The 19,042-nt window shown below is 69.6% G+C and carries 18 protein-coding genes, 6 tRNA genes and 1 riboswitch; of the genes, 17 read left to right on the forward strand and 7 right to left on the reverse strand.

From position 1 onward, the window contains the following. The first annotated feature begins 62 nt into the window (after window positions 1-62). Both AB0I79_RS09945 and AB0I79_RS09950 read left to right on the forward strand, forming a co-directional pair. Complete coding sequence (locus AB0I79_RS09945; RefSeq protein WP_357869549.1) at window positions 63-1,232, forward strand: 4-hydroxybenzoate 3-monooxygenase; 1,170 nt, start codon at window positions 63-65, stop codon at window positions 1,230-1,232. A gap of 27 nt (window positions 1,233-1,259) precedes the next feature. Further along, complete coding sequence (locus AB0I79_RS09950) at window positions 1,260-1,571, forward strand: DUF6401 family natural product biosynthesis protein (RefSeq protein WP_357869552.1); 312 nt, start codon at window positions 1,260-1,262, stop codon at window positions 1,569-1,571. 83 nt (window positions 1,572-1,654) lie between these two features. Here AB0I79_RS09950 and AB0I79_RS09955 read toward each other — a convergent pair whose 3' ends face one another. Next, on the reverse strand, window positions 1,655-2,440 hold the full coding sequence (locus AB0I79_RS09955; protein WP_357869555.1) for a hypothetical protein: 786 nt from the start codon (window positions 2,438-2,440) through the stop codon (window positions 1,655-1,657). A 170-nt stretch (window positions 2,441-2,610) separates the two neighbouring features. Between AB0I79_RS09955 and AB0I79_RS09960 the strand changes: the two genes are divergently transcribed. Next, a complete protein-coding gene (locus AB0I79_RS09960) occupies window positions 2,611-3,288 on the forward strand; it encodes a GNAT family protein (RefSeq protein ID WP_357869558.1) in 678 nt (225 codons plus the stop codon). 7 nt (window positions 3,289-3,295) lie between these two features. Here the strand turns inward: AB0I79_RS09960 and AB0I79_RS09965 are convergent. From AB0I79_RS09965 to AB0I79_RS09985, 5 genes are all read right to left on the reverse strand, one after another. After that, window positions 3,296-3,367: transfer RNA gene (locus AB0I79_RS09965), tRNA-Val, on the reverse strand. A gap of 21 nt (window positions 3,368-3,388) precedes the next feature. Further along, a tRNA-Gly gene (locus tag AB0I79_RS09970) sits at window positions 3,389-3,460 on the reverse strand. A 49-nt stretch (window positions 3,461-3,509) separates the two neighbouring features. Beyond that, window positions 3,510-3,580: transfer RNA gene (locus AB0I79_RS09975), tRNA-Cys, on the reverse strand. A 15-nt stretch (window positions 3,581-3,595) separates the two neighbouring features. Next, a tRNA-Gly gene (locus AB0I79_RS09980) sits at window positions 3,596-3,667 on the reverse strand. A 91-nt stretch (window positions 3,668-3,758) separates the two neighbouring features. Beyond that, window positions 3,759-5,912, reverse strand: a complete 2,154-nt coding sequence (locus tag AB0I79_RS09985) for an N-acetylmuramoyl-L-alanine amidase (RefSeq protein WP_357869560.1) — start codon at window positions 5,910-5,912, stop codon at window positions 3,759-3,761. Between the two features lie 250 nt (window positions 5,913-6,162). Between AB0I79_RS09985 and AB0I79_RS09990 the strand changes: the two genes are divergently transcribed. The 14 genes from AB0I79_RS09990 (at window position 6,163) to AB0I79_RS10055 (ending at window position 18,650) form a co-directional block, all read left to right on the forward strand. Then, entirely contained in the window at window positions 6,163-6,429 is a 267-nt protein-coding gene (locus tag AB0I79_RS09990; RefSeq protein ID WP_357869563.1) for an ABC transporter permease, read from the forward strand. A gap of 216 nt (window positions 6,430-6,645) precedes the next feature. After that, window positions 6,646-6,921 (forward strand): hypothetical protein, encoded by a 276-nt coding sequence (locus AB0I79_RS09995; RefSeq protein WP_357869566.1) that lies wholly within the window; start codon window positions 6,646-6,648, stop codon window positions 6,919-6,921. A gap of 11 nt (window positions 6,922-6,932) precedes the next feature. Continuing rightward, window positions 6,933-8,753 carry a glutamine--fructose-6-phosphate transaminase (isomerizing) gene (glmS, locus tag AB0I79_RS10000; protein ID WP_357869568.1) on the forward strand — a complete coding sequence of 607 codons (1,821 nt, stop codon included), beginning with the start codon at window positions 6,933-6,935 and terminating at the stop codon, window positions 8,751-8,753. Window positions 8,754-8,823: 70 nt separating this feature from the next. After that, entirely contained in the window at window positions 8,824-9,600 is a 777-nt protein-coding gene (locus AB0I79_RS10005; protein WP_357869571.1) for an SAM-dependent methyltransferase, read from the forward strand. Between the two features lie 98 nt (window positions 9,601-9,698). Further along, on the forward strand, window positions 9,699-10,760 hold the full coding sequence (locus AB0I79_RS10010) for a tripartite tricarboxylate transporter substrate-binding protein (RefSeq protein ID WP_357869573.1): 1,062 nt from the start codon (window positions 9,699-9,701) through the stop codon (window positions 10,758-10,760). A 4-nt stretch (window positions 10,761-10,764) separates the two neighbouring features. Then, window positions 10,765-10,961, forward strand: a riboswitch (cobalamin riboswitch). Window positions 10,962-11,070: 109 nt separating this feature from the next. Further along, on the forward strand, window positions 11,071-13,308 hold the full coding sequence (locus AB0I79_RS10015) for a ribonucleoside-diphosphate reductase subunit alpha (protein ID WP_357869576.1): 2,238 nt from the start codon (window positions 11,071-11,073) through the stop codon (window positions 13,306-13,308). Between the two features lie 13 nt (window positions 13,309-13,321). After that, window positions 13,322-14,317, forward strand: a complete 996-nt coding sequence (locus tag AB0I79_RS10020) for a ribonucleotide-diphosphate reductase subunit beta (protein WP_357869579.1) — start codon at window positions 13,322-13,324, stop codon at window positions 14,315-14,317. 12 nt (window positions 14,318-14,329) lie between these two features. After that, window positions 14,330-15,397 carry a mechanosensitive ion channel domain-containing protein gene (locus tag AB0I79_RS10025; protein WP_357869581.1) on the forward strand — a complete coding sequence of 356 codons (1,068 nt, stop codon included), beginning with the start codon at window positions 14,330-14,332 and terminating at the stop codon, window positions 15,395-15,397. A gap of 213 nt (window positions 15,398-15,610) precedes the next feature. Beyond that, a tRNA-Pro gene (locus AB0I79_RS10030) sits at window positions 15,611-15,686 on the forward strand. A 117-nt stretch (window positions 15,687-15,803) separates the two neighbouring features. Beyond that, a tRNA-Leu gene (locus AB0I79_RS10035) sits at window positions 15,804-15,877 on the forward strand. A gap of 279 nt (window positions 15,878-16,156) precedes the next feature. Further along, the gene (locus AB0I79_RS10040) at window positions 16,157-16,540 is read left to right on the forward strand and encodes a metalloregulator ArsR/SmtB family transcription factor (RefSeq protein WP_357869583.1); all 384 of its coding nucleotides are present in this window, start codon (window positions 16,157-16,159) and stop codon (window positions 16,538-16,540) included. 12 nt (window positions 16,541-16,552) lie between these two features. Continuing rightward, window positions 16,553-17,200, forward strand: a complete 648-nt coding sequence (locus AB0I79_RS10045) for an SRPBCC family protein (RefSeq protein ID WP_357869586.1) — start codon at window positions 16,553-16,555, stop codon at window positions 17,198-17,200. Further along, complete coding sequence (locus AB0I79_RS10050) at window positions 17,200-17,691, forward strand: SRPBCC family protein (protein ID WP_357869589.1); 492 nt, start codon at window positions 17,200-17,202, stop codon at window positions 17,689-17,691. The genes AB0I79_RS10045 and AB0I79_RS10050 overlap by 1 nt, the downstream gene beginning before the upstream one ends. A 671-nt stretch (window positions 17,692-18,362) precedes the next feature. Beyond that, window positions 18,363-18,650, forward strand: a complete 288-nt coding sequence (locus AB0I79_RS10055; protein ID WP_357869591.1) for a hypothetical protein — start codon at window positions 18,363-18,365, stop codon at window positions 18,648-18,650. 183 nt (window positions 18,651-18,833) lie between these two features. On the opposite strand, the gene AB0I79_RS10060 is transcribed toward AB0I79_RS10055, so the two are convergent. Then, window positions 18,834-19,042: hypothetical protein (locus AB0I79_RS10060; RefSeq protein ID WP_357869594.1), on the reverse strand; the 209-nt coding region annotated here is incomplete at its 5' end.

Consider the following 19,042-nt stretch of genomic DNA (forward strand, 5'->3'; position numbering starts at 1 on the left):
ATTTTCCACTGAGTGGAAGGGTCCTCTCGGCGCGAACCCGGTCGAGGCTGGATGCTTCCTTCATGCGAACTCAGGTCGGGATCATCGGGGCGGGCCCCGCAGGTCTGCTTCTGTCACATCTGCTCCACCTGCGCGGCATCTCCTCCGTGGTGCTGGAGAAGCGCAGCCGCGACTACGTCGAGCGCCGCGTGCGCGCCGGGGTGCTGGAGCAGGGCACGGTGGACACGCTGGTGGAGGCCGGCGTCGGCGAGCGGATGCTGCGCGAGGGGCTGCCGCACCACGGCATCGAGCTCCGGTACGGCGGCGCGGGGCACCGCATCGCGTTCGACAAGCTCGTGCCGGGCCGGTCCATCACCGTGTACGGGCAGCAGGAAGTGGTCAAGGACCTGATCGCGGCCAGACTGGCGGCGGGCGGTGACGTCCGGTTCGAGGTCGAGGACGTGGAGCTGCACGCGCTGGAGTCGCAGCCGTACCTCACGTTCGGCGGCGAGCGGCTCGACTGCGACGTCATCGCGGGCTGCGACGGCTTCCACGGGGTGTCCCGGCCGGCCGTCCCGGAGGGCGTCCTGAGCGTCTTCGAGCGCGATTATCCCTTCGCCTGGCTCGGCATCCTGGCGCGCGTGGCGCCGTCGTCGGAGGAGCTGATCTACGCCAGGACCGAGCGCGGCTTCGCCCTGCACAGCATGCGCTCGCCCGCCGTCAGCCGTTTCTACCTGCAGGTCCCCGCCGACGCCCGGCTCGACGACTGGCCGGACGAGCGGATCTGGGAGGAACTGCGGACCCGGCTGGAGACCGTGCCCGGCTTCACGCTGGCCACCGGCGAGATCATGGAGCGGGGCATCACGCCGATGCGCGGGTTCGTGACCGAGCCCATGCAGTACGGGCGGCTCTATCTGGCGGGGGACGCCGCCCACATCGTCCCGCCCACCGGGGCCAAGGGGCTCAACCTGGCCGTGGCCGACGTGCGGGTGCTGACCGAGGCGCTGGCGGCGTACTTCGGGAGCGGCTCGACCGAACTGCTCGACGGGTACTCGGACGCGTGCCTGAAGCGGGTGTGGCGGGCCCAGCACTTCTCGTGGTGGATGACGACGCTGCTGCACACGTTCGAGGAGGACGATCCGTACGCGCGGAAGCTGCAGCTGTCCTACCTCGACTACGTGACCTCGTCGGAGGCGGCGGCCACGACGCTGGCGGAGAACTACGTGGGCCTGCCGTTCGAGCCGGGCCGCTGACCTCGGGACATGCCTTAACCTTGGCGCGTGGTTTTCGAGGAGGGTTGGGCGGTTTCGCCCCTGCGCTGGCTCATGCACGCCCTGGGCGACGCCCAGCTCGCCAGGATGGACGGCGATCCGGGGCTGGTGGCCGCGGTCGACCAGCACGCGGCGGTGCTGCGTGACGCCATCCCGCTCGACCGGGAGACGCTGGGCGACTACCTGCTGGGCTTCCTCGACGAGCTGCGGCACCGCGGCTGGGCCTTCACCGGCGAGCCGGACGCGCCGTCGCTGCGGCTGACGGCGGTGTGCTGGCTGACCCGCGAGCTCGACCTGCTGGAAGACGGTCACCCCGCCTGAGCTTGAACGGGCAGTGCCCCAGGCGTTCGCCCGGGGCACTTGGGCCTCAGCCCGGGGAGCGCCCCGGGCGTTCGCCTCGGGCCTCAGCCCGGAGGCATGTCGGAGCGGTGCGCTCCGCCGGGCGACGTCCGGATCGGCGCCGTCTCCTCCGTCATGGCGCGGGCGTCCTCACGCCCCCGCTGGTACGCCTCGGCGTGCGCCCTGGCCTGCGGAGCCTCCTGCTCCATCCGCCCCAGCCAGCGCTCCCACCGCTGCTGCATGGGCCGGACGAGCCCGCCCCCGATGCCGATCGCCGCGATCGCCCCGATCGTGGCGAGCACCGTGACGAGCACGGGCGTCGTCACGGTCGTGGCCACGCCGATCTGGTTGAGCGCGGCGATGATGCCCAGCGCCCAGATGAACACCGCCGCCGCGGTCGCCAGCCAGCGGCCGTACGACAGCCCCCCGAGCATGCCGCCCACGATGTCCTGGACGGCCTTGGCCACCGCCCCGGCCACCACGATGATCACGATGGCCACGAGGGCCTTGGGCAGCCAGCCGACCACGCCGGCCAGCAGCGCCGAGACCGGATTGGGGCCGAAGACGTTGAAGGCCATCTGCAGGGTGATCAGCAGGATCGCATAGAAGACGATCTTCGCGAGCAGGCTGCTGGCGTCGTACTTGCTGCGCTCCAGCCAGCGACGCACGCCGCTGCGCTCCACCGCTCGGTCGAAGCCGACCCGTTCGAGCACCTTGTCGACGATCTTCTCCAGAGCCTTGGCCACGATCCACCCGATGAGCAGAATCACCAGGAACGCGACCAGCCTCGGCACGAACATCGCTATTTGCCGCCAGGCGTCTGACAGGCCCTGGCCGATGTTGATATCCACGGTTTCCTCCTCCGAGGAGCCAATGCATCGGCGCTACCCGCCCTTAATCGGTATATACACGCTCTGTCCCCAAAACTTCGCACAAGGCGACATATCCCCCATGGTTGGCCACCGCCACCGTTGACGCTCGGCCCTGGCCCGGCAAGAATGATCACTCTGGGGGTGCATCGATGACTTTCGCGCTGGAGGGGCCCGTGCTCGAAGGCGCGCGCGTCCGCCTGGAGCCCCTCGGCCATCACCACGCCGGCGACCTGGCCGTGGCGGCCGAGGAGGACCGCAGCGCGTTCACCTTCACCTGGGTGCCGAGGGCGGACGAGGTCGGCGCCTACATCGACGCGCAGCTCGAGCGCCAGGCGGCGGGGCGGCTCGCGCCGTACGCGCAGGTGGACAGGGCGTCGGGCCGCGCGGTCGGCGTCACCGCCTACTGGGATCCGCGCCTGTGGCCGGGAGGCGACCGGTTGTGCGCGGTCGAGATCGGGTTCACCTGGCTCGGCGGGTCCGCGCGAGGCGCCGGGGTGAACACGGAGGCGAAGCTGCTGCTGTTCGGCCACGCCTTCGAGAGCTGGGGCGTGGCCAGGGTCGATCTCAAGACCGACGCCCGCAACGAGCGCTCGCGGGCCGCCCTGGAGAAGGTGGGCGCGCGGTTCGAGGGCGTACTGCGCAGGTGGTCGCCGTCGTGGGCGCCGGGGGAGGACGGCCTGCTGCGCGACTCCGCGATGTTCTCCGTCATCGCCGAGGAGTGGCCGCAGTGCCGGGCGCGGCTGGTCCGGCTGCTGGAAGGGCGGGCCGGAAACGACAAACCCCAGACTCCGGCGGAAAGCCATGAGCCTGGGGCCGCACTCTCATAAGAGAGGGTGGACGATACTGGGATTGAACCAGTGACCTCTTCCGTGTCAGGGAAGCGCTCTCCCGCTGAGCTAATCGTCCTTTATTGAGTTGGAAACTCAGAGCGGAAGACGGGATTCGAACCCGCGACCCTCACCTTGGCAAGGTGATGCTCTACCACTGAGCCACTTCCGCATGGCGCTGGACTTACTTTAGCGGATCCTGGAGGGTCCGCAGATCACCGAGGTGGAGACGGGATTTGAACCCGTGTAGACGGCTTTGCAGGCCGCTGCCTCGCCTCTCGGCCACTCCACCAGGAGTCTTGCTCCGAGCGGAAGACGGGATTCGAACCCGCGACCCTCACCTTGGCAAGGTGATGCTCTACCACTGAGCCACTTCCGCGTGAGCCTCCGGCTACCTGCGCCGGGCCACGGGAAAACCATATCGTCTCCGGAGAGTGCCCGTGCGCACTGCGCGGCCCGTGGAGCGAAATTCAACCGATCAAACGCACGTCCTTGGCCATCACGAACATCACCCGGTGCCCGAGCTGGATCTGGTGGTAGCGGGTCTTGCCGGTGGTGGTGACATGCTTGGCCGGGGAGTAGGCGTTGGCGGCGTAGTAGGAGCCGGTGACGGTGTCACCCACCGTGTACGTCTGCCCCGGCGCGATCTTGTACCTGAGCGGGGTCAGCGGCTGGTACGCGGCGCTCTTGTAGGCGGACTTCTCCGGGTACGCCCGCCCGTACACCTTCACCTCGCCCGACAGCGGCGTCACCATCGGGCCCTTGGCCGGGATGGCGGTCGGGTTCGAGGCCGGGTTGTGGAACCACGCCTTCTGCCCCAGGTACCAGATTGCCGTCCAGTCCCCCTGCCGGTCCGCGACGGCGTAACGCTGGCCGGTGGAGGCGCGGGCGCTGTGGTCGTACACGCTGTACGTGCTCGGCTTGCCCGGGTGCTTGCCCAGGTCGGTCACCAGGGGAGCGCTCTGGCTCGGCGCCTTGTGCAGCCAGACGGTGGACGCCCCGTGCGCCGGGCAGGCCTGGGCGGGCTTGGTAGCCACGCAGCCGGTGAAGCGCGGCCGGTGGGAGGCGTACGAGGGGCGGATGATGATGGAGTCCCCGTTCTTGGCGGCCTTGAACGGCTTGTTCATGAGCTCGAAGTAGTGCTCCCAGTCCCAGTACGGTCCCGGGTCCTCGTGCATGCCGGCGACCGTCTGCGGGGTCGTGCCGGGGACGTTGTCGTGGCCGAGGATGTGGGCCCGGTCGAGCGGGATGTCGTACTTGGCGGCCAGGTACCTGACCAGCCTGGCCGACGACCGGTACATCGCCTCCGTGTACCAGGCGCCCCCCTTGGCCAGGTAGCCCTCGTGCTCGATGCCGATCGAGCGGGTGTTGACGTCCCAGTTGCCCGCGTGCCAGGCGATGTCGTTCGTCGGCACGTGCTGGGCGACATGTCCGTCCCTGGAGCGGATCGTGTAGTGCCAGCTCACGTACTTCGGGTTGCGGATCAGGCTGGGGATGCCCTGGTAGGTGCCCTCCGTGTCATGGATGACGATGTAGTCGACCGAGCGCTTGCGGGCCAGGTGGTCGTGGTTGCCGTAGTCGCGGTCCTTCTTCTTGCCGAAGCGTTTGTAGGCGGCGGGCATCCACTCGCAGGTGAGCGAGGGCGGGCACTCGGCCTGCGTCGACGGCTGGCCCTTGGGTGTGGTCTCCCACAGGGCTTCGGCGTCCGCTCCGGCCAGGAGGCCCGCCTCGTCGTCCGGCCACCCCTCGATGCCGGTGTCGGGTTCCCGGCCCGCCGGCGAGGCGGCCGGATCGGGGTTCCGGGGTGCGGGTGAGGTGGCCGGGCCGGGGTGCTGGGCCGCGGGTGAGGCGGCGGGGCCGGGGTGCGGGTTCGCCGGTGAGGCGGTGGCGCCGGGCCGCGCGTCCACCGGTGTCGCGTCCCCGCGCGCCACGGGCAGGTCCGGAACGGGATCGAGCCGCACCAGGTGACCGTCGTCCGTACGGCGCTCCGCCCCCTCCCGCATCACCGAGAACACCTCGTCCGCGAACGCCCGGGACGCCACCGGATCATCCGTCCCCGCGTACCGGGCGACGGCCCCGTGCCAGTCGGCGGGCTGGGCGCTGGGGCGTTCCTGGTAGGAGGCCAGGAGGGCGGCGCCGGCGCGGATGTTCGCCGCCGGGTCCGTCCGCAGGCGCGCGGGCTCCACGCCGATCAGCCGCCCGGCCTCGGGGAGGGTCGTGCGGGGCGGGGCCGCCGCCGACGTGCGCAGCGCCGAGCGGGACAGGGCCTCGGTGACCGAGGTGGACATGGGCCGGGCGTCGTCCCCGCGGGGGTCGCCGAGGGCGTCCCCGATGATCGTCTCCCCGTGCGCGGAGGCGTGGCCGTGGGCGCGTACGTCGCCGGGAAACGCGTCCACCAGGTGCATCGGCCCGTAACCGCCCGCCGTGCTCGGCCGCCCCCCGTTCGCGTCCCACCGCGACTCCAGGTACGCCACCGCGAGCAGCACGCTCTCCGGCACCCCGTACTCCCGCGCGGCCGCGGCGAACTCGGCCTGCCTTCCCACGTCGGGCGCGGTGAGCGGCGGGACGTCGGCGGGTGCGGTGAGAACGCCGGCGGCCAGGACGACGGCGAGCCAGAGCTGCATGAACATCTCCCCAGGAAAGTCACGATGCGACTACTGAGCGTAACTATTCCCAGGAAAGGGATGTGTCAGACGGGTCGGATGATACGCATGAGATCAGCCAGATCCGCGGCGAATTCGGCATCCCAGTCAACGACCGTCAGATGCTTCGCCAGCCTCCGGTGCGCCGGGGCGTCCGCGTCGCCGCGCCGCGCGCCGGTGGGCCGTCTTCCGGCGCCGCGCCGGATCGCCGTGCTGGTCGTCCAGCAGGCCGTTGCTGCTCGGCTACGGCGTGCTCGCCGTCGGCATGCGCCCGGCGGCGGGGTCGATCGGGCCGCTCGTGCTGGCCGTGACGGCGTGGAGCTTCGCCCTGCTCTGCGTGGGCACCGCCATCGCCGGTGTCGTGCGCAGCCAGGGCGAGCTCAGCGCGCTGTGCAACATCGCCGTCCTGTCGGTCAGCGCCCTCGGCGGTGCGCTGGTCCCGTACGCGCTGATGCCCGGCTGGGCGCAGGCCGTCGCGCCGGTCTCGCCCGGCTACTGAGGCGACGACCATGCTGCAGGCGGCGGTCAGGGGCGATCTCGCCGGTACGGCGGGCCCGGCGGCGGTGCTCGCGGCCTCGGCCTGGCCGCCGGAGCCTTCGCCTGCTGGCGGCTGAGCAAGGGCTGGAGCCGCGCGGCCATCGCCTAGAAGCATTTCCTGCCCGATATCGGGCAGGATGTTGGCGTGTCTCGTTCCAGAGCCGTAGTGTCCTCGTCTGTGTCCACGGCACGGCATCCGTACGAAGATCTCATCGCGCACCTCACGAGGACGAGCCCGCTCGGCCCCGGCGAGGCCGCCCGCGTGGTCGCCGACGTGCTGTCGTACTTCTCGGAGTCCACCGAGGAGTACGTCCGCCGCCGCCACGGCGAGCTGAAGTCCAAGGGCTTCACCAATGACGAGATCTTTCCCCGGATCGCCGCCGACTTACGGAGCCGGCGGGTAGCGGCTCCAGAGCTGTCCCTGAGGCAGCTACGCAGGATCATTTACGGATAGAGGAGACCTCGATGTGCGGAATCGTGGCCTATGTCGGCCCCAAGGACGCCGCGCCCATCCTGCTGGAGGGCCTGCAGCGGCTGGAGTACCGGGGCTATGACTCGGCCGGGGTCGTGGTGTCCAACAAGGGCTTGAAGGTACGCAAGGTCAAGGGCCGGGTGGCGGATCTGGCCAAGGTCGTGCCGGTCAGGTTCAAGGGCGGTCTGGGCATCGGGCACACCCGGTGGGCCACGCACGGCGTGCCCAGCGACGTCAACGCGCACCCGCACCTGTCCACCGACGAGCGCATCGCGGTCGTGCACAACGGCATCATCGAGAACGCCGCGGAGCTGCGCGCCAAGCTTGAGGCCGACGGCGTGGTGTTCGCCTCCGAGACCGACACCGAGGTGTTGGCGCACCTGATCGCCGCCGCGGTGGACGAGAACGACTCGCTGGAGGAGGCCGTCAGGAAGACGCTCAAGAGCGTCGTGGGCACGTACGGCATCGCCGTGATCGACTCCGAGCGGCCGGGCGAGGTGGTCGTGGCGCGCAACGGCAGCCCGATCGTGCTGGGCATCGGCGAGAAGGAGATGTTCGCCGCCTCCGACGTGGCGGCGCTGGTCCGCTACACGCGCCAGGTCGTGCACCTGGAGGACGGCGAGCTGGCCGTGCTCAAGGCCGACGGCTTCCACACCTTCGCCAGCGACGCCCGTGAGACGGCCAAGGAGCCGCTGACGGTCGACTGGGACGCCGGCCACTACGACACCGGCGGCTACGAGCACTACCTGCTCAAGGAGATCTCCGAGCAGCCCGAGACGATCACCCGCACCATGAGCGGCCGTCTCGACGAGCGCTTCCACGTGGCCCATCTCGGCGGCCTGAACATGGACGCCCGCGAGACCAGGGGCTTCCGCCGGGTGAAGATCATCGGCTGCGGGTCGGCGTACTACTCGGGCCAGATCGGCGCCCAGCTCATCGAGGAGCTGGCGCGCATCCCGTCCGACGCCGAGCCGGCCAGCGAGTTCCGCTACCGCAACCCCGTCGTGGACCCCGACACCCTCTACGTCGCGATCAGCCAGTCGGGCGAGACCTATGACACCCTCGCCGCCGTGCAGGAGCTCAAGCGCAAGGGCGGCCGGGTCATCGGCATCGTCAACGCCGTGGGCAGCGCCATCGCGCGCGAGGTGGACGGCGGCATCTACCTGCACGCCGGGCCCGAGGTCTCGGTCGCCTCGACCAAGGCGTTCACCTCGACGTCGGTGGCGTTCGCGCTGCTCGCGCTGCACCTCGGGCGCGTGCGCGACCTGTCGCCCGCCGACGGGCGGCGCATCGTGGAGGGCCTGCGCAAGCTGCCCGGCCAGATCGAGCAGATCCTGCAGCAGGGCGACAAGATCGCCGAGCTGGCCAAGAGGTACGCGCCGCACCCGAGCATGATGTTCGTCGGCCGGGTGCGCGGTTACCCGGTGGCCCGCGAGGGCGCGCAGAAGCTCAAGGAGATCTCCTACGTGCACGCCGAGGCGTACCCGGCCAGCGAGCTCAAGCACGGCCCGCTCGCGCTGATCGGCCCCGACATGCCGACGGTCGCGATCGTGCCCGACGACGAGCTGCTCGACAAGAACCTCACCACGCTCGGCGAGATCCGCGCCCGCGGCGGCCAGGTGCTCATGGTCGGGCACCGCGAGCCCGACGCCAAGCTGGCCGACGACGTGATCGTGATCCCCAAGAACGAGATCGAGCTGGACCCGATCCTGCTCACGATCCCGCTGCAGCTCCTGGCGTACCACGCCGCGGTGGCGCTGGGCCGCGATGTGGACAAGCCGCGCAATCTGGCCAAGAGCGTTACGGTCGAATAGCCGACTTGAATCCAGCCACAATCTTCCCAAGGTAGTGTTATCCGGCTGGATACGACATAAATTCGATACTGTGCGGCAGTTCGACCACCAGAAGCCTCATCCCGCACGCATGTACGACTACATGCTGGGCGGGAAGGACAACTTCGCGGTCGACCGCCAGGCCATCGACCAGCTCGCCGAGCTGATCCCGGAGGCGGTCCCGCTGGCCCGCGCGAACCGGGCCTTCCTCCAGCGTGCCGTACGTCATGTCGCCCGCGCCGGGGTCGACCAGTTCCTCGACCTCGGCAGCGGGCTGCCCACCCAGGGCAGCGCGCACGAGGTGGCGCCCGGGGCCAGGGTCGTCTACGTCGATCACGACCCCGTCGTCGCCGCACACGCCACGGCCCTGCTCCGGCACTCGCCGGGCAGGGCCCGTTTCGTCCAGGCCGACCTGCTCGACCCCGAGGACGTGCTGGCCAGGGCCGGGGAGTTCCTCGATCTCGACCGGCCGATCGCGGTGCTGCTGGTCTCGATCCTGCACTTCCTGCCGGACTCGGCGGGGCCGCAGCGGGCGGTGGCCGTGCTGCGCGAGCGGATGGCCCCGGGTGGCTTCCTGGTGATCACGCACGCCACGACCCTGGGAGGTCTGGAGGACGAGGAGCGGGCCAGGAGGGTCTACCGGGGCTCGTCGGCCGGTGGCGGGACCGACCGGTCCCCGGGGCAGATCCGCGCGTTCTTCGGGGGCTGGCCGCTGGAGCCGCCGGGGCTCGTCCAGGCCACCGACTGGCGGCCGGACCGGCCCAAGCTGGTGGGGGACTGGTCGCTGCCGTCGTCGCTGATGGCCGGAGTCGGGAAGAAAGTCAGTTAAGCCTGAAAATCACGAAAAATCGCGAAGAATAGCGGTTTGTGAGTGTTGATCGCGACCCCTGTGTAGAGCGTCTCGTAATGGGTTAATAACATAGAGTAATGGAGGGTCCGGGGGAGAAGCACATGCGCCGGCGGCGGTTCCTCGCCTGCGGGCTCGGCGCCATCGCCTGCGCGGCCGGTTGCGGCACGGAACGGGCGGGGAACGTGGTGCGTACCGGATTCTCGATCAATGCGGGCGGGCACCGCTGGGCCCGCGTGGGGCAGGCTTTCGCCGCCGCGGCCCGCGCCGCGGGCTTCGCGGCGGCCGTCAGCCACGCGATCGGCGGCAGCCCGGCGACCGGCGCCGGCCCGGCGGGTAGCAGCGGTCCGGCGGACGGGAGCGGCCCCGGTGGCCCGGTGGCCGGGGCCGGATTCGCGATCACGGTGAGCGGCCTGCCCGCGCTGGCCACCGCCGAGCTGAACAACACGCAGAGCCTGCTCGACACCGCCACCCCGCTGGCCAGGCTCAGCGGCCAGATCGAGGTCGTGGTCGTGCCCGACCGCTCGCCCCTGCGGGACTTCGATGACCTCGCCGCCCGCCTCCTGGCCAGCCCCCAGCAGACCCTGCTGGCGGGCGGGCCGCAGGGCGAGCCCGACCACCTGCTGTTCGGCCTGATCGCCAGGGCCATCGGCGCGGACGGCAGGCGGGTCGACTACACCGGCTATCCCAGGACGGGCGAGGCCGTCTCCGCGCTGCTGTCGGGCAAGGTGGCCGCCGCCGCGGGCCCGCTGGCCGACTGGCGCGCCCCCATCGGCCGCGGCCGGGTCAGGGCGCTCGCGGTCTCCACGGCCCGGCGCGTGCCCGAACTCGACGTGCCGACGTTGCTGGAGTGCGGCGTGCGGGTGGACTTCGCCGACTGGACGGCCGCGTTCGGGCCCGAGGACATGCCGGACGAGAGCCGCGAGTCGGCCGTGCGCATGTGCGAGGAGGTGATCGGGTCCAGCGCTTGGGAGGCGGCCTGCCTGGCGGCCGGCTGGGTCCCGATCCCGCTCGCCGGCGACGACTTCGCCCGCTGGCTCGGCACCGAGATCGCCCGTACCCGCGCCGTACTGCGGGATCTCGGCCTGCTCGACTCCACCAAAGCCACAACATGCTGGGGTAGTTGCGGGAACGGCCACTAGATGTAGGATCCTGCTCGTCGCTGGTTCGCCTCTCAGGAGGCGGAGCAAAAGGGAACCCGGTGCGATTCCGGGGCTGCCCCGCAGCGGTGAGCGGGAACGACCGCCGTCATCGGCACTGGAGAGATCCGGGAAGCGACGGCCAGTAGGTGCCATCGAGCGTGCCCGCGAGCCCGAAGACCTGCCAGCGGTGTGCCGGGTGCTGCCCGGCATGAGGTGTTCAAGGTCTCGAGGGTGGGCCGGAGCGCGACGCGGTATGCCATGGCGTGCTGCCGTGCTCTCGCGTGCCCTCACGGGGATGAGGAGAGCGAACATGACTCAGATCGTCGAGGTTGACCGCCGTCTGGCCATCGAGGAGGCCGCCGCGCGGGTGATCGCCGACCCGGCCAACTCGCGGGTCGCCGCCCGGCTGCTGGCCGAGGAGATCGCCGACGAGGCCGCCGGGCACGGCGTGCGCTCGTTCTCCGAGTCGATCGCGGCCACCCACGCGGCCGGGCTGATCCAGGACACGCTGGCCGAGTTCGTCGCCGCCCACGCCGCCGAGCTGGACGCGCTCGTCTCGGAGGAGGCCGACGACCGGTTCGAGTACTTCGGGCTGCGCACGGTCTACGACCGCTACCTGCTGCGCCACCCCGAGACCCGCGACGTGCTCGAGCGGCCGCAGCACTTCTTCCTCCGCGTGGCCTGCGGGCTGTCGGAGAGCGTCGCCGAGGCGGCCGAGCTGTACGGGCTCATGTCCACGCTGTCGTACCTGCCCAGCTCGCCCACCCTGTTCAACTCCGGTGCGCGGCGCCCGCAGCTGTCCTCCTGCTTCCTGCTCGACTCGCCGCGTGACGAGCTGGAGGGCATCTACGACAGGTACGGGCAGGTGGCGCGGCTGTCCAAGTACGCCGGCGGCATCGGCATCTCCTGGACCCGGGTGCGCTCGCGCGGCTCCCTCATCAGGGGCACGAACGGCCACTCCAACGGCATCGTGCCCTGGCTGCGCACGCTCGACTCGTCCGTGGCCGCGGTCAACCAGGGCGGGCGGCGCAAGGGCGCGGCCTGCGTCTACCTGGAGACCTGGCACGCCGACATCGAGGAGTTCCTGGAGCTACGGGACAACACCGGCGAGGACGCCCGCCGTACGCACAACCTGAACCTGGCCAACTGGGTGCCCGACGAGTTCATGCGCCGGGTCGAGTCCGACGAGCTGTGGTCGCTGTTCGACCCGAAGGAGACGCCCGACCTCACGGACCTGTACGGGGAGGCGTTCGAGGCGAGATACCGCGCCTACGAGGCCGAGGGGCGATATGTCAGGCAGATCCCGGCGCGCACCCTGTACGGCCGCATGATGCGGACCCTCGCCCAGACCGGCAACGGCTGGATGACGTTCAAGGACGCCGCCAACCGCACCTCCAACCAGACCGCCCGCCCCGAGAACGTCATCCACCTGTCGAACCTGTGCACCGAGATCCTGGAGGTCACCAGCGACGCCGAGACCGCGGTCTGCAACCTCGGCTCGATCAACCTGGCCGCCCACCTGGTGGCGGGGGAGGTGGACTGGGAGCGGCTGCGCCGTACCGTGCGCACCGCCGTACGCTTCCTCGACCGCACCATCGACCTCGGCTTCTACCCGACGCCCGAGGCCGAGGCGGCCAACAAGCGCTGGCGGCCCATCGGGCTCGGCCTGATGGGGCTGGCCGACGTGTTCTTCGCGCTGCGGCTGCCGTTCGACTCGCCGCGGGCGCTGGAGCTGTCCACCAGGATCTCCGAGGAGATCGCGCTGGCGGCGTACGACACCTCGGCCGACCTCGCCACCGAACGCGGCCGGCACCCGTCGTACGACGAGACCCGCGCGGCCGGCGGCGTCCTGCACCCTGACCACTACGGGGCGGCAGGCGGCGGGGTCCCCGCGAACGGCGGCGGCGCGGCGGGCGGCGGGGTCCCCGGCGTGCCCGCGAACGGCGGCGGCGCTGCCTCGTCCCCGCGGTGGGACGCGCTGCGCGAGAAGATCGCCCGCACCGGCCTGCGCAACTCGCTCATGATCGCCATCGCGCCCACCGCCACCATCGCCTCCATCGCCGGCTGCTACGAGTGCATCGAGCCGCAGGTGTCCAACGTGTTCAAGCGCGAGACCCTGTCCGGCGAGTTCCTGCAGGTCAACCGCTATCTGGTGGCCGACCTGCAGGCCCGCGGGCTGTGGACGCAGCAGCTCCGCGACGACCTCAAGCGGGCCGACGGCTCGGTGCAGGCGCTCCCCGGCGTCCCCGACGACCTCAAGGTGCTCTACCGCACGGCCTGGGAGCTGCCGCAGAAGGCGCTCATCGACCTGGCCGCCGCGCGCCAGCCGTACATCGACCAGTCGCAGTCGCTCAACCTCTTCATGGCCAGCCCCACCATCGGCAAGCTCTCCTCGATGTACGCCTACGCCTGGAAGCAGGGCCTGAAGACCACGTACTACCTGCGCTCCCGCCCCGCCACCCGCATCGCCCAGACCACCGTCGCCACGGTGGAGCCGGCGGTGGCGTGCTCACTCGAGAACCCCGAAACCTGCGAAGCCTGCCAGTAAGGAGCCCCTTCTCATGCTGCTCGACCCCGGAATGGACCTCACCCTCCGGCCCATGCGTTACCCGGACTTCTACGAGCGCTACCGCGCCGCGATCCGCAACACGTGGACCGTCGAGGAGGTGGACCTGCACAACGACCTCGCCGACCTGGCCAGGATGACGCCGCAGGAGCGGCACCTGATCAACCGGCTGGTCGCGTTCTTCGCCACCGGCGACTCCATCGTGGCCAACAACCTGGTGCTCAACCTCTACCAGCACGTCAACGCTCCCGAAGCGCGCCTCTACCTCAGCAGGCAGCTCTTCGAGGAGGCCGTGCACGTGCAGTTCTACCTCACGCTGCTCGACACGTATCTGCCCGACCCGGACGAGCGGGTCAAGGCGTTCGCCGCGATCGAGCACATCCCGTCGATCCGCGACAAGGCGGAGTTCTGCTTCAAGTGGATCGACTCCATCGAGAGCCTGCGGCGGCTGGAGACCGCCGCCGAGCGCCGCCAGTTCCTGCTCAACCTGATCTGTTTCGCCGCCTGCATCGAGGGCCTGTTCTTCTACGGCGCGTTCGCCTACGTCTACTGGTTCCGCTCCCGCGGCCTGCTCGGCGGTCTGGCCACGGGGACGAACTGGGTGTTCCGCGACGAGTCCATGCACATGGAGTTCGCGTTCAGCGTGGTGGACACCGTGCGGGCCGAGGAGCCGTCGCTGTTCGACGACGAGCTGGGCAAGCAGGTGACGCTGATGCTGGAGGAGGCGGTGGCCGCCGAGCTGGCCTTCGCCGAGGATCTGTGCGGGGAGGGCATGCCCGGCATGAGCGTGGCGCAGATGCGCCAGTACCTGGAGTACGTGGCCGACCAACGCCTGGTCAGGCTGGGTATGCCCAGGCGTTACGGCTCGGCGAACCCGTTCGCGTTCATGGAGTTGCAGGACGTGCAGGAGCTGGCCAATTTCTTCGAACGGCGTGTCTCCGCGTATCAAGTGGCAGTTGAGGGAAATGTGACCTTTGACGAGACGTTCTAAGACATTGGGGGCATGAGCGTGCAGTCTCCGGCTGACTGGCCGATCCTCGTCATCTCGGTGGTGGGCGCGATCCTGCTGGTGGAGGTGTCCAGAAGAGTCCTCACCAAGGTGGGCCGGAAATGGGCGCTGGCCCGTCACCTGGTGGAGCACTGCACGTGGCCGGCCTTCTCGGTGGCCGCCGTGGTGGCGTTCAACCTCGTGTTCGGGCCGGGCATGTTCGGCGACTCGGCCAGCGAGAAGGGCACCGCGGGCACCGTCGAACGGGTGCTGGGCCTGGCCACGATCGCCGCGGTCACGTGGCTGATCGTGCAGGCCACGTACGCGCTGACGGACGTCATCCTCGACCGCTTGGTGCTGGTCGAGGGGGAGCGCAACCGGCGGGCGCGGCGGATCATGACGCAGATCGCGCTGGTCCGCCGCGTCGCCGCCGCGATCATCATCGTGATCGCGGTCGGCGCGATGCTCTTCTCCTTCCCGCAGGTCCGCGCGCTCGGCGCCGGACTGCTCGCCTCGGCCGGCATCGCCGGCGCCATCGTCGGCATCGCCGCCCAGCCCACCATCGGCAACATGCTCGCCGGCCTCCAGCTCGCCTTCAGCGACGCCTTGCGCCTGGATGACGTGGTCGTCGTCGAGGACGAATGGGGACGCATCGAGGAGCTCACGCTCACGTACGTCGTGGTGCGCCTGTGGGACGAGCGCCGCCTCGTGCTCCCGGTCTCGTACTTCACCCAGAACCCGTTCGAGAACTGGACCCGCCACGGCAGCCGCGTCCTGGCCGTGTGCCTGCTGCGGGTGGACTGGTCGGTCCCGGTCCCGAAGCTGCGCGACGCGCTCTACGAGTTCCTGCAGGGCAACCCGCTGTGGGACCAGAAGGACTGGACCCTCCAGGTCACGGACGTGCTGCCGAACGGCCTGGTCGAACTGCGCGCCCTGATGAGCGCCGCCGACTCGCCGTCCTCCTGGGACCTCAAGTGCGACGTCCGCGAATTCCTGGTCAATTACGTCCGCGACAACTACCCGGATTCTCTGCCCCGCTTCCGCGTCGAAACCCCGGAGAGCCGCGTCGGCGCCGGCGAATAATTAAGTGGCACGCGACCCGATCACCGGTTTACCGTGGACATCGTCCAGCAGCGAGCGAGAAAGGCGGCGAAGTGCTCAACCCGATGACAACTCGACCCTCCGCCGCCACCCTGCCTGAGCTGCGGCGAAGGCTTTCCGGCTGACCCCTCGCAGAGGTTCCCGGAAAGCCGTCTCGGACCACCTTCGAGGCGGCTTCCACATTTATTTCGTCAACCGAGTGTGGGGCAGCTTGGTCAGCCCGCCTGCCTTGGGAGCAGGAGCACCGCAGGTTCGAATCCTGCCACTCGGACGACGGCCCTGAAAGGAAAGGGCCGCGGGCTACGGCCTGGCCGGCGGGAATGGCGCCCCCCGGCCGGACCTTGCCCTCGCCCCGGGCCGGCCCACGCCAGCCAAGCCCGGGGCCCAAGCCGCTCTGGCCCAACTGGCAGAGGCGCCGTCTTCAGGAGGCGGAGGTTCAGGGTTCGAATCCCTGGAGCGGCACACAGAAGACCCTGAACTTTCGCGGGTGTACTGCACACGAACCAGACCATATCTACGCTGCTTCTACCAGCGGCGATGCGGCTGAGGAAGCGATCGGTGTGAGTAGGCCGGTGTCCGCCCGTCGACGGGCCGTATCGGTCTCACCTGACACCGGATGTCGGTCTCGTTCGACACCAGCATCGATGGGGCGTGCCGGGTGTCGATGTGCGTTGACACCGGGGGTAATGCGGCAGTACCAGTTCTGGCTTATATAAGTCAGAACTGTTATGCTTCTGGTTCGTGCACGCGTTCGACATTCTCGGCGACCCGGTGCGCCGGCGCATTCAGGAGCTGCTCGCCGAGGGCGAGCAGACCTCTGGGGCGATCACGGACGTGATCCGGGCTGAGTTCGCACTGTCCCAGCCGGCTGATTCCCAGCATCTTCGCGTTCTGCGTGAGAACGGGTTCGCGCCGGTCCGGGCCGAGGGGGCTCGCCGGTTCTATGCCGTCGACCCGACGTCGCTAAGCGAGGTTGACGTGTGGTTGGACCGGTTTCGCGGGTTCTGGGATCGGCGGCTCGATGCCCTGGGCACTGAGTTGGCCCGAGGCAGGCGTGCATCCCGGTCCCGGGCTGGCCAGCAGCCCGACACGGCACCGACGCCGGCAAGGCCGATCCGCCAGTGAAAGGAACATGACATGAAGGATGTGCTGGACGAACTGGCCGCTGCGCGCCGGACGATGGGAACAGCGACCCTGCCCGCCGGCGACGCGTACACGATGGAGTTGCGGCGTCGCTACGACGCGCCGGTCGACGACGTGTGGACCGCCATCACCGACCCTGAGCGGCTGGGCCGTTGGTTGAAGTCGGTCTCCGGAGACCTGCGGCTCGGCGGGTCGTTCGAGTTGGACGGCGGTGAGCACGGGGAGATCCTCCGGTGCGAGCCGCCGCGTCTGCTGCGGGTGTCCTGGCTCTTCGGGCCGGACGCCGACGAGTGGCCGGGCACGAGCGAGGTCGAGGTGCGCCTGTCCCCGGGCCCTGCCGGGGACACCGAGCTTGAACTGGTCCATGCAGCGGCCGTCGGGGAGCCCATGTTCCCGACCTACGGCCCCGGTGCCGGCGGTGTGGGCTGGGACCTGCATCTCCTCACCCTGGCCCGGTTCCTGGCAGACGGCGAAACCCTCGATCACGAGGAGTTCCAGACCTCGCCCACGGGGCGCGAGTTCGTGCGACGCAGCGCTGCGGCATGGGGCGAAGCTCACCTGGCCGCCGGTGGCGATCCGGATCACGTGGCGGCCGCCGTCAAGGCCACCACCGCGTTCTACGCCCCCGGAGGGAACGCTTGATGAAGTACACCACCTCGATCGAGATCGCCCTGCCGCGAGAGAAGGTGCTCCAGATGCTCGCGGACCCGGCGCACATGCCGAAGTGGCTGCGGGGCCTGGTACTGCACGAGCCGGTGGACGGAGCGCACGGCCAGCTCGGCACCACCTCGCGAGTCGTGTTTCACATGGGGAAGCAGAGAATGGAGGCGACCGAGACCATCACGCGCCTGGAACCTGAAGACCTGCACGCCATCCCCAGTTCTGTCGTCGTGCACTACGACCGCGAGATCGCCGGCGAGGGCATGTGGCAGGCCCAGCGCGACCGGCTGATCGCAGCCGGTCCGGACACCACGCTGTGGGAGAGCGAGAGCGAATTCCGGTTCGACGGATTGCTGATGCGGCTGGTGGGGCTTGTGATGCCTGGCTCTTTCCGCAAGCAGTCGCAGCAGCACATGGAGGACTTCAAGGCGTTCGCCGAGCACGGGACGGACGTCCGCCAAGGGACGAACTGATCTGCCACTTGAGTTGGGTCTGAGCATCATGGCTCGCGCACCCACCTCACGCGTCGACCTGTACGCCACGATCCGACGCGACGCCAAGGCGGGGCGGCACCATCATCGAAACGGGCTCCGACTCCTACCGACTCGCCCACACCACTCGACAACTCGCCGAGCGGCCGTAGCAAGGGACCCGGAAGTGGTGTCCGACGAAGCCGACATTCCTGCCCCGTTAGGCACCCATGTGGTGTCGAACGAGACCGACAAACGGCGTCAGACGAAACTGACATAGCCAGCTGGGTTGCCCTGACCGGCCCGGGCCTGACCGAGGACTTCGACGAATCCGCACTGACCACCGATGCCCTCTGGAAGGCCGTCACCGGCAAGCCCGGCACGGGCTGGGCCGAGCCGAGTCGGTGCACATCATCGACCGGAGCCAGGCCGCACCCAAAGATCGCAAAAGGAGCGGCATCGTGGGTCCAGGGAACCGAGATCGCGCCGCGCGGAACTGACGAGAAGACCGGTCAGGCGCTGCGGCGTTTGACCAAAGCAGCAGCGCGCAAACTGATCACCGCCCTGGTTGGGCCCTGACGCCTCCCTGAGGAACAGCCCCGCAGCCTACACAAAGTGGCGGCGGTTACTCAGCGTTACTTTGCGGCTGGTGGCGCGGACCCGAGCGGGGGGCCTTGAACGGCTACTACCGCAGCTGGGAGGCCTCGGGTCTGTCGACCGAGCGGCGTGATGCGGTCGAGAAAGAAGCGGAAAAGAGCGGGACCCGGCCTTCGGCTATCACCGATGTCATGACACATCCCACAGCAGTGAAGACCGCTCTGCTGGCCGATGAGGCGGCCCGAAGGGCGGCGCGGGAGGCTCTGGAGGAGTTCGACGCCCGCCAGGCCGCCGCAGATGCTGAAGACCGCGCCGCGGCCGCCGATGTCGGCGTACGGGTTCAAGTGCAGAGCCACGACAAGTAACCGTGCAGAGGGGACCAGCATTGGCCATGGTGTCGAGCTCGTGATCGTGACGCCTAGTGAGGTGGCTGCTGGTCATCTCCATGGGGGCGTGTCACGGTGGTGCTGGTGGCTGAGCGGGACCAGGCCGGCGCTGGGGAGGCGCATATCCAGAGCAATGGGCAGCAGTCCCGCTGTCGGCGACGCTCAGTGTGGCGGCAGAGGCTCGGTGACGGAATTGTTTGTCTCAACTCGTGCTCGACGCTGTGCGAGGAGGAACAGCAGCCACGCCAGGGCGCTGAGCACGGCGCAGACCAACAGGGCCGCGCGATAGCCGAGGGCGTGGGAGATGCCGCCGGCGGCGATGCCCGACACGAGCGAGCCGGCTGTCGCGGAGTTGGCGAACAACGTGGTGG

The sequence above is a fragment of the Nonomuraea sp. NPDC050202 genome, assembly GCF_040656115.1.
GTDB lineage: Bacteria > Actinomycetota > Actinomycetes > Streptosporangiales > Streptosporangiaceae > Nonomuraea.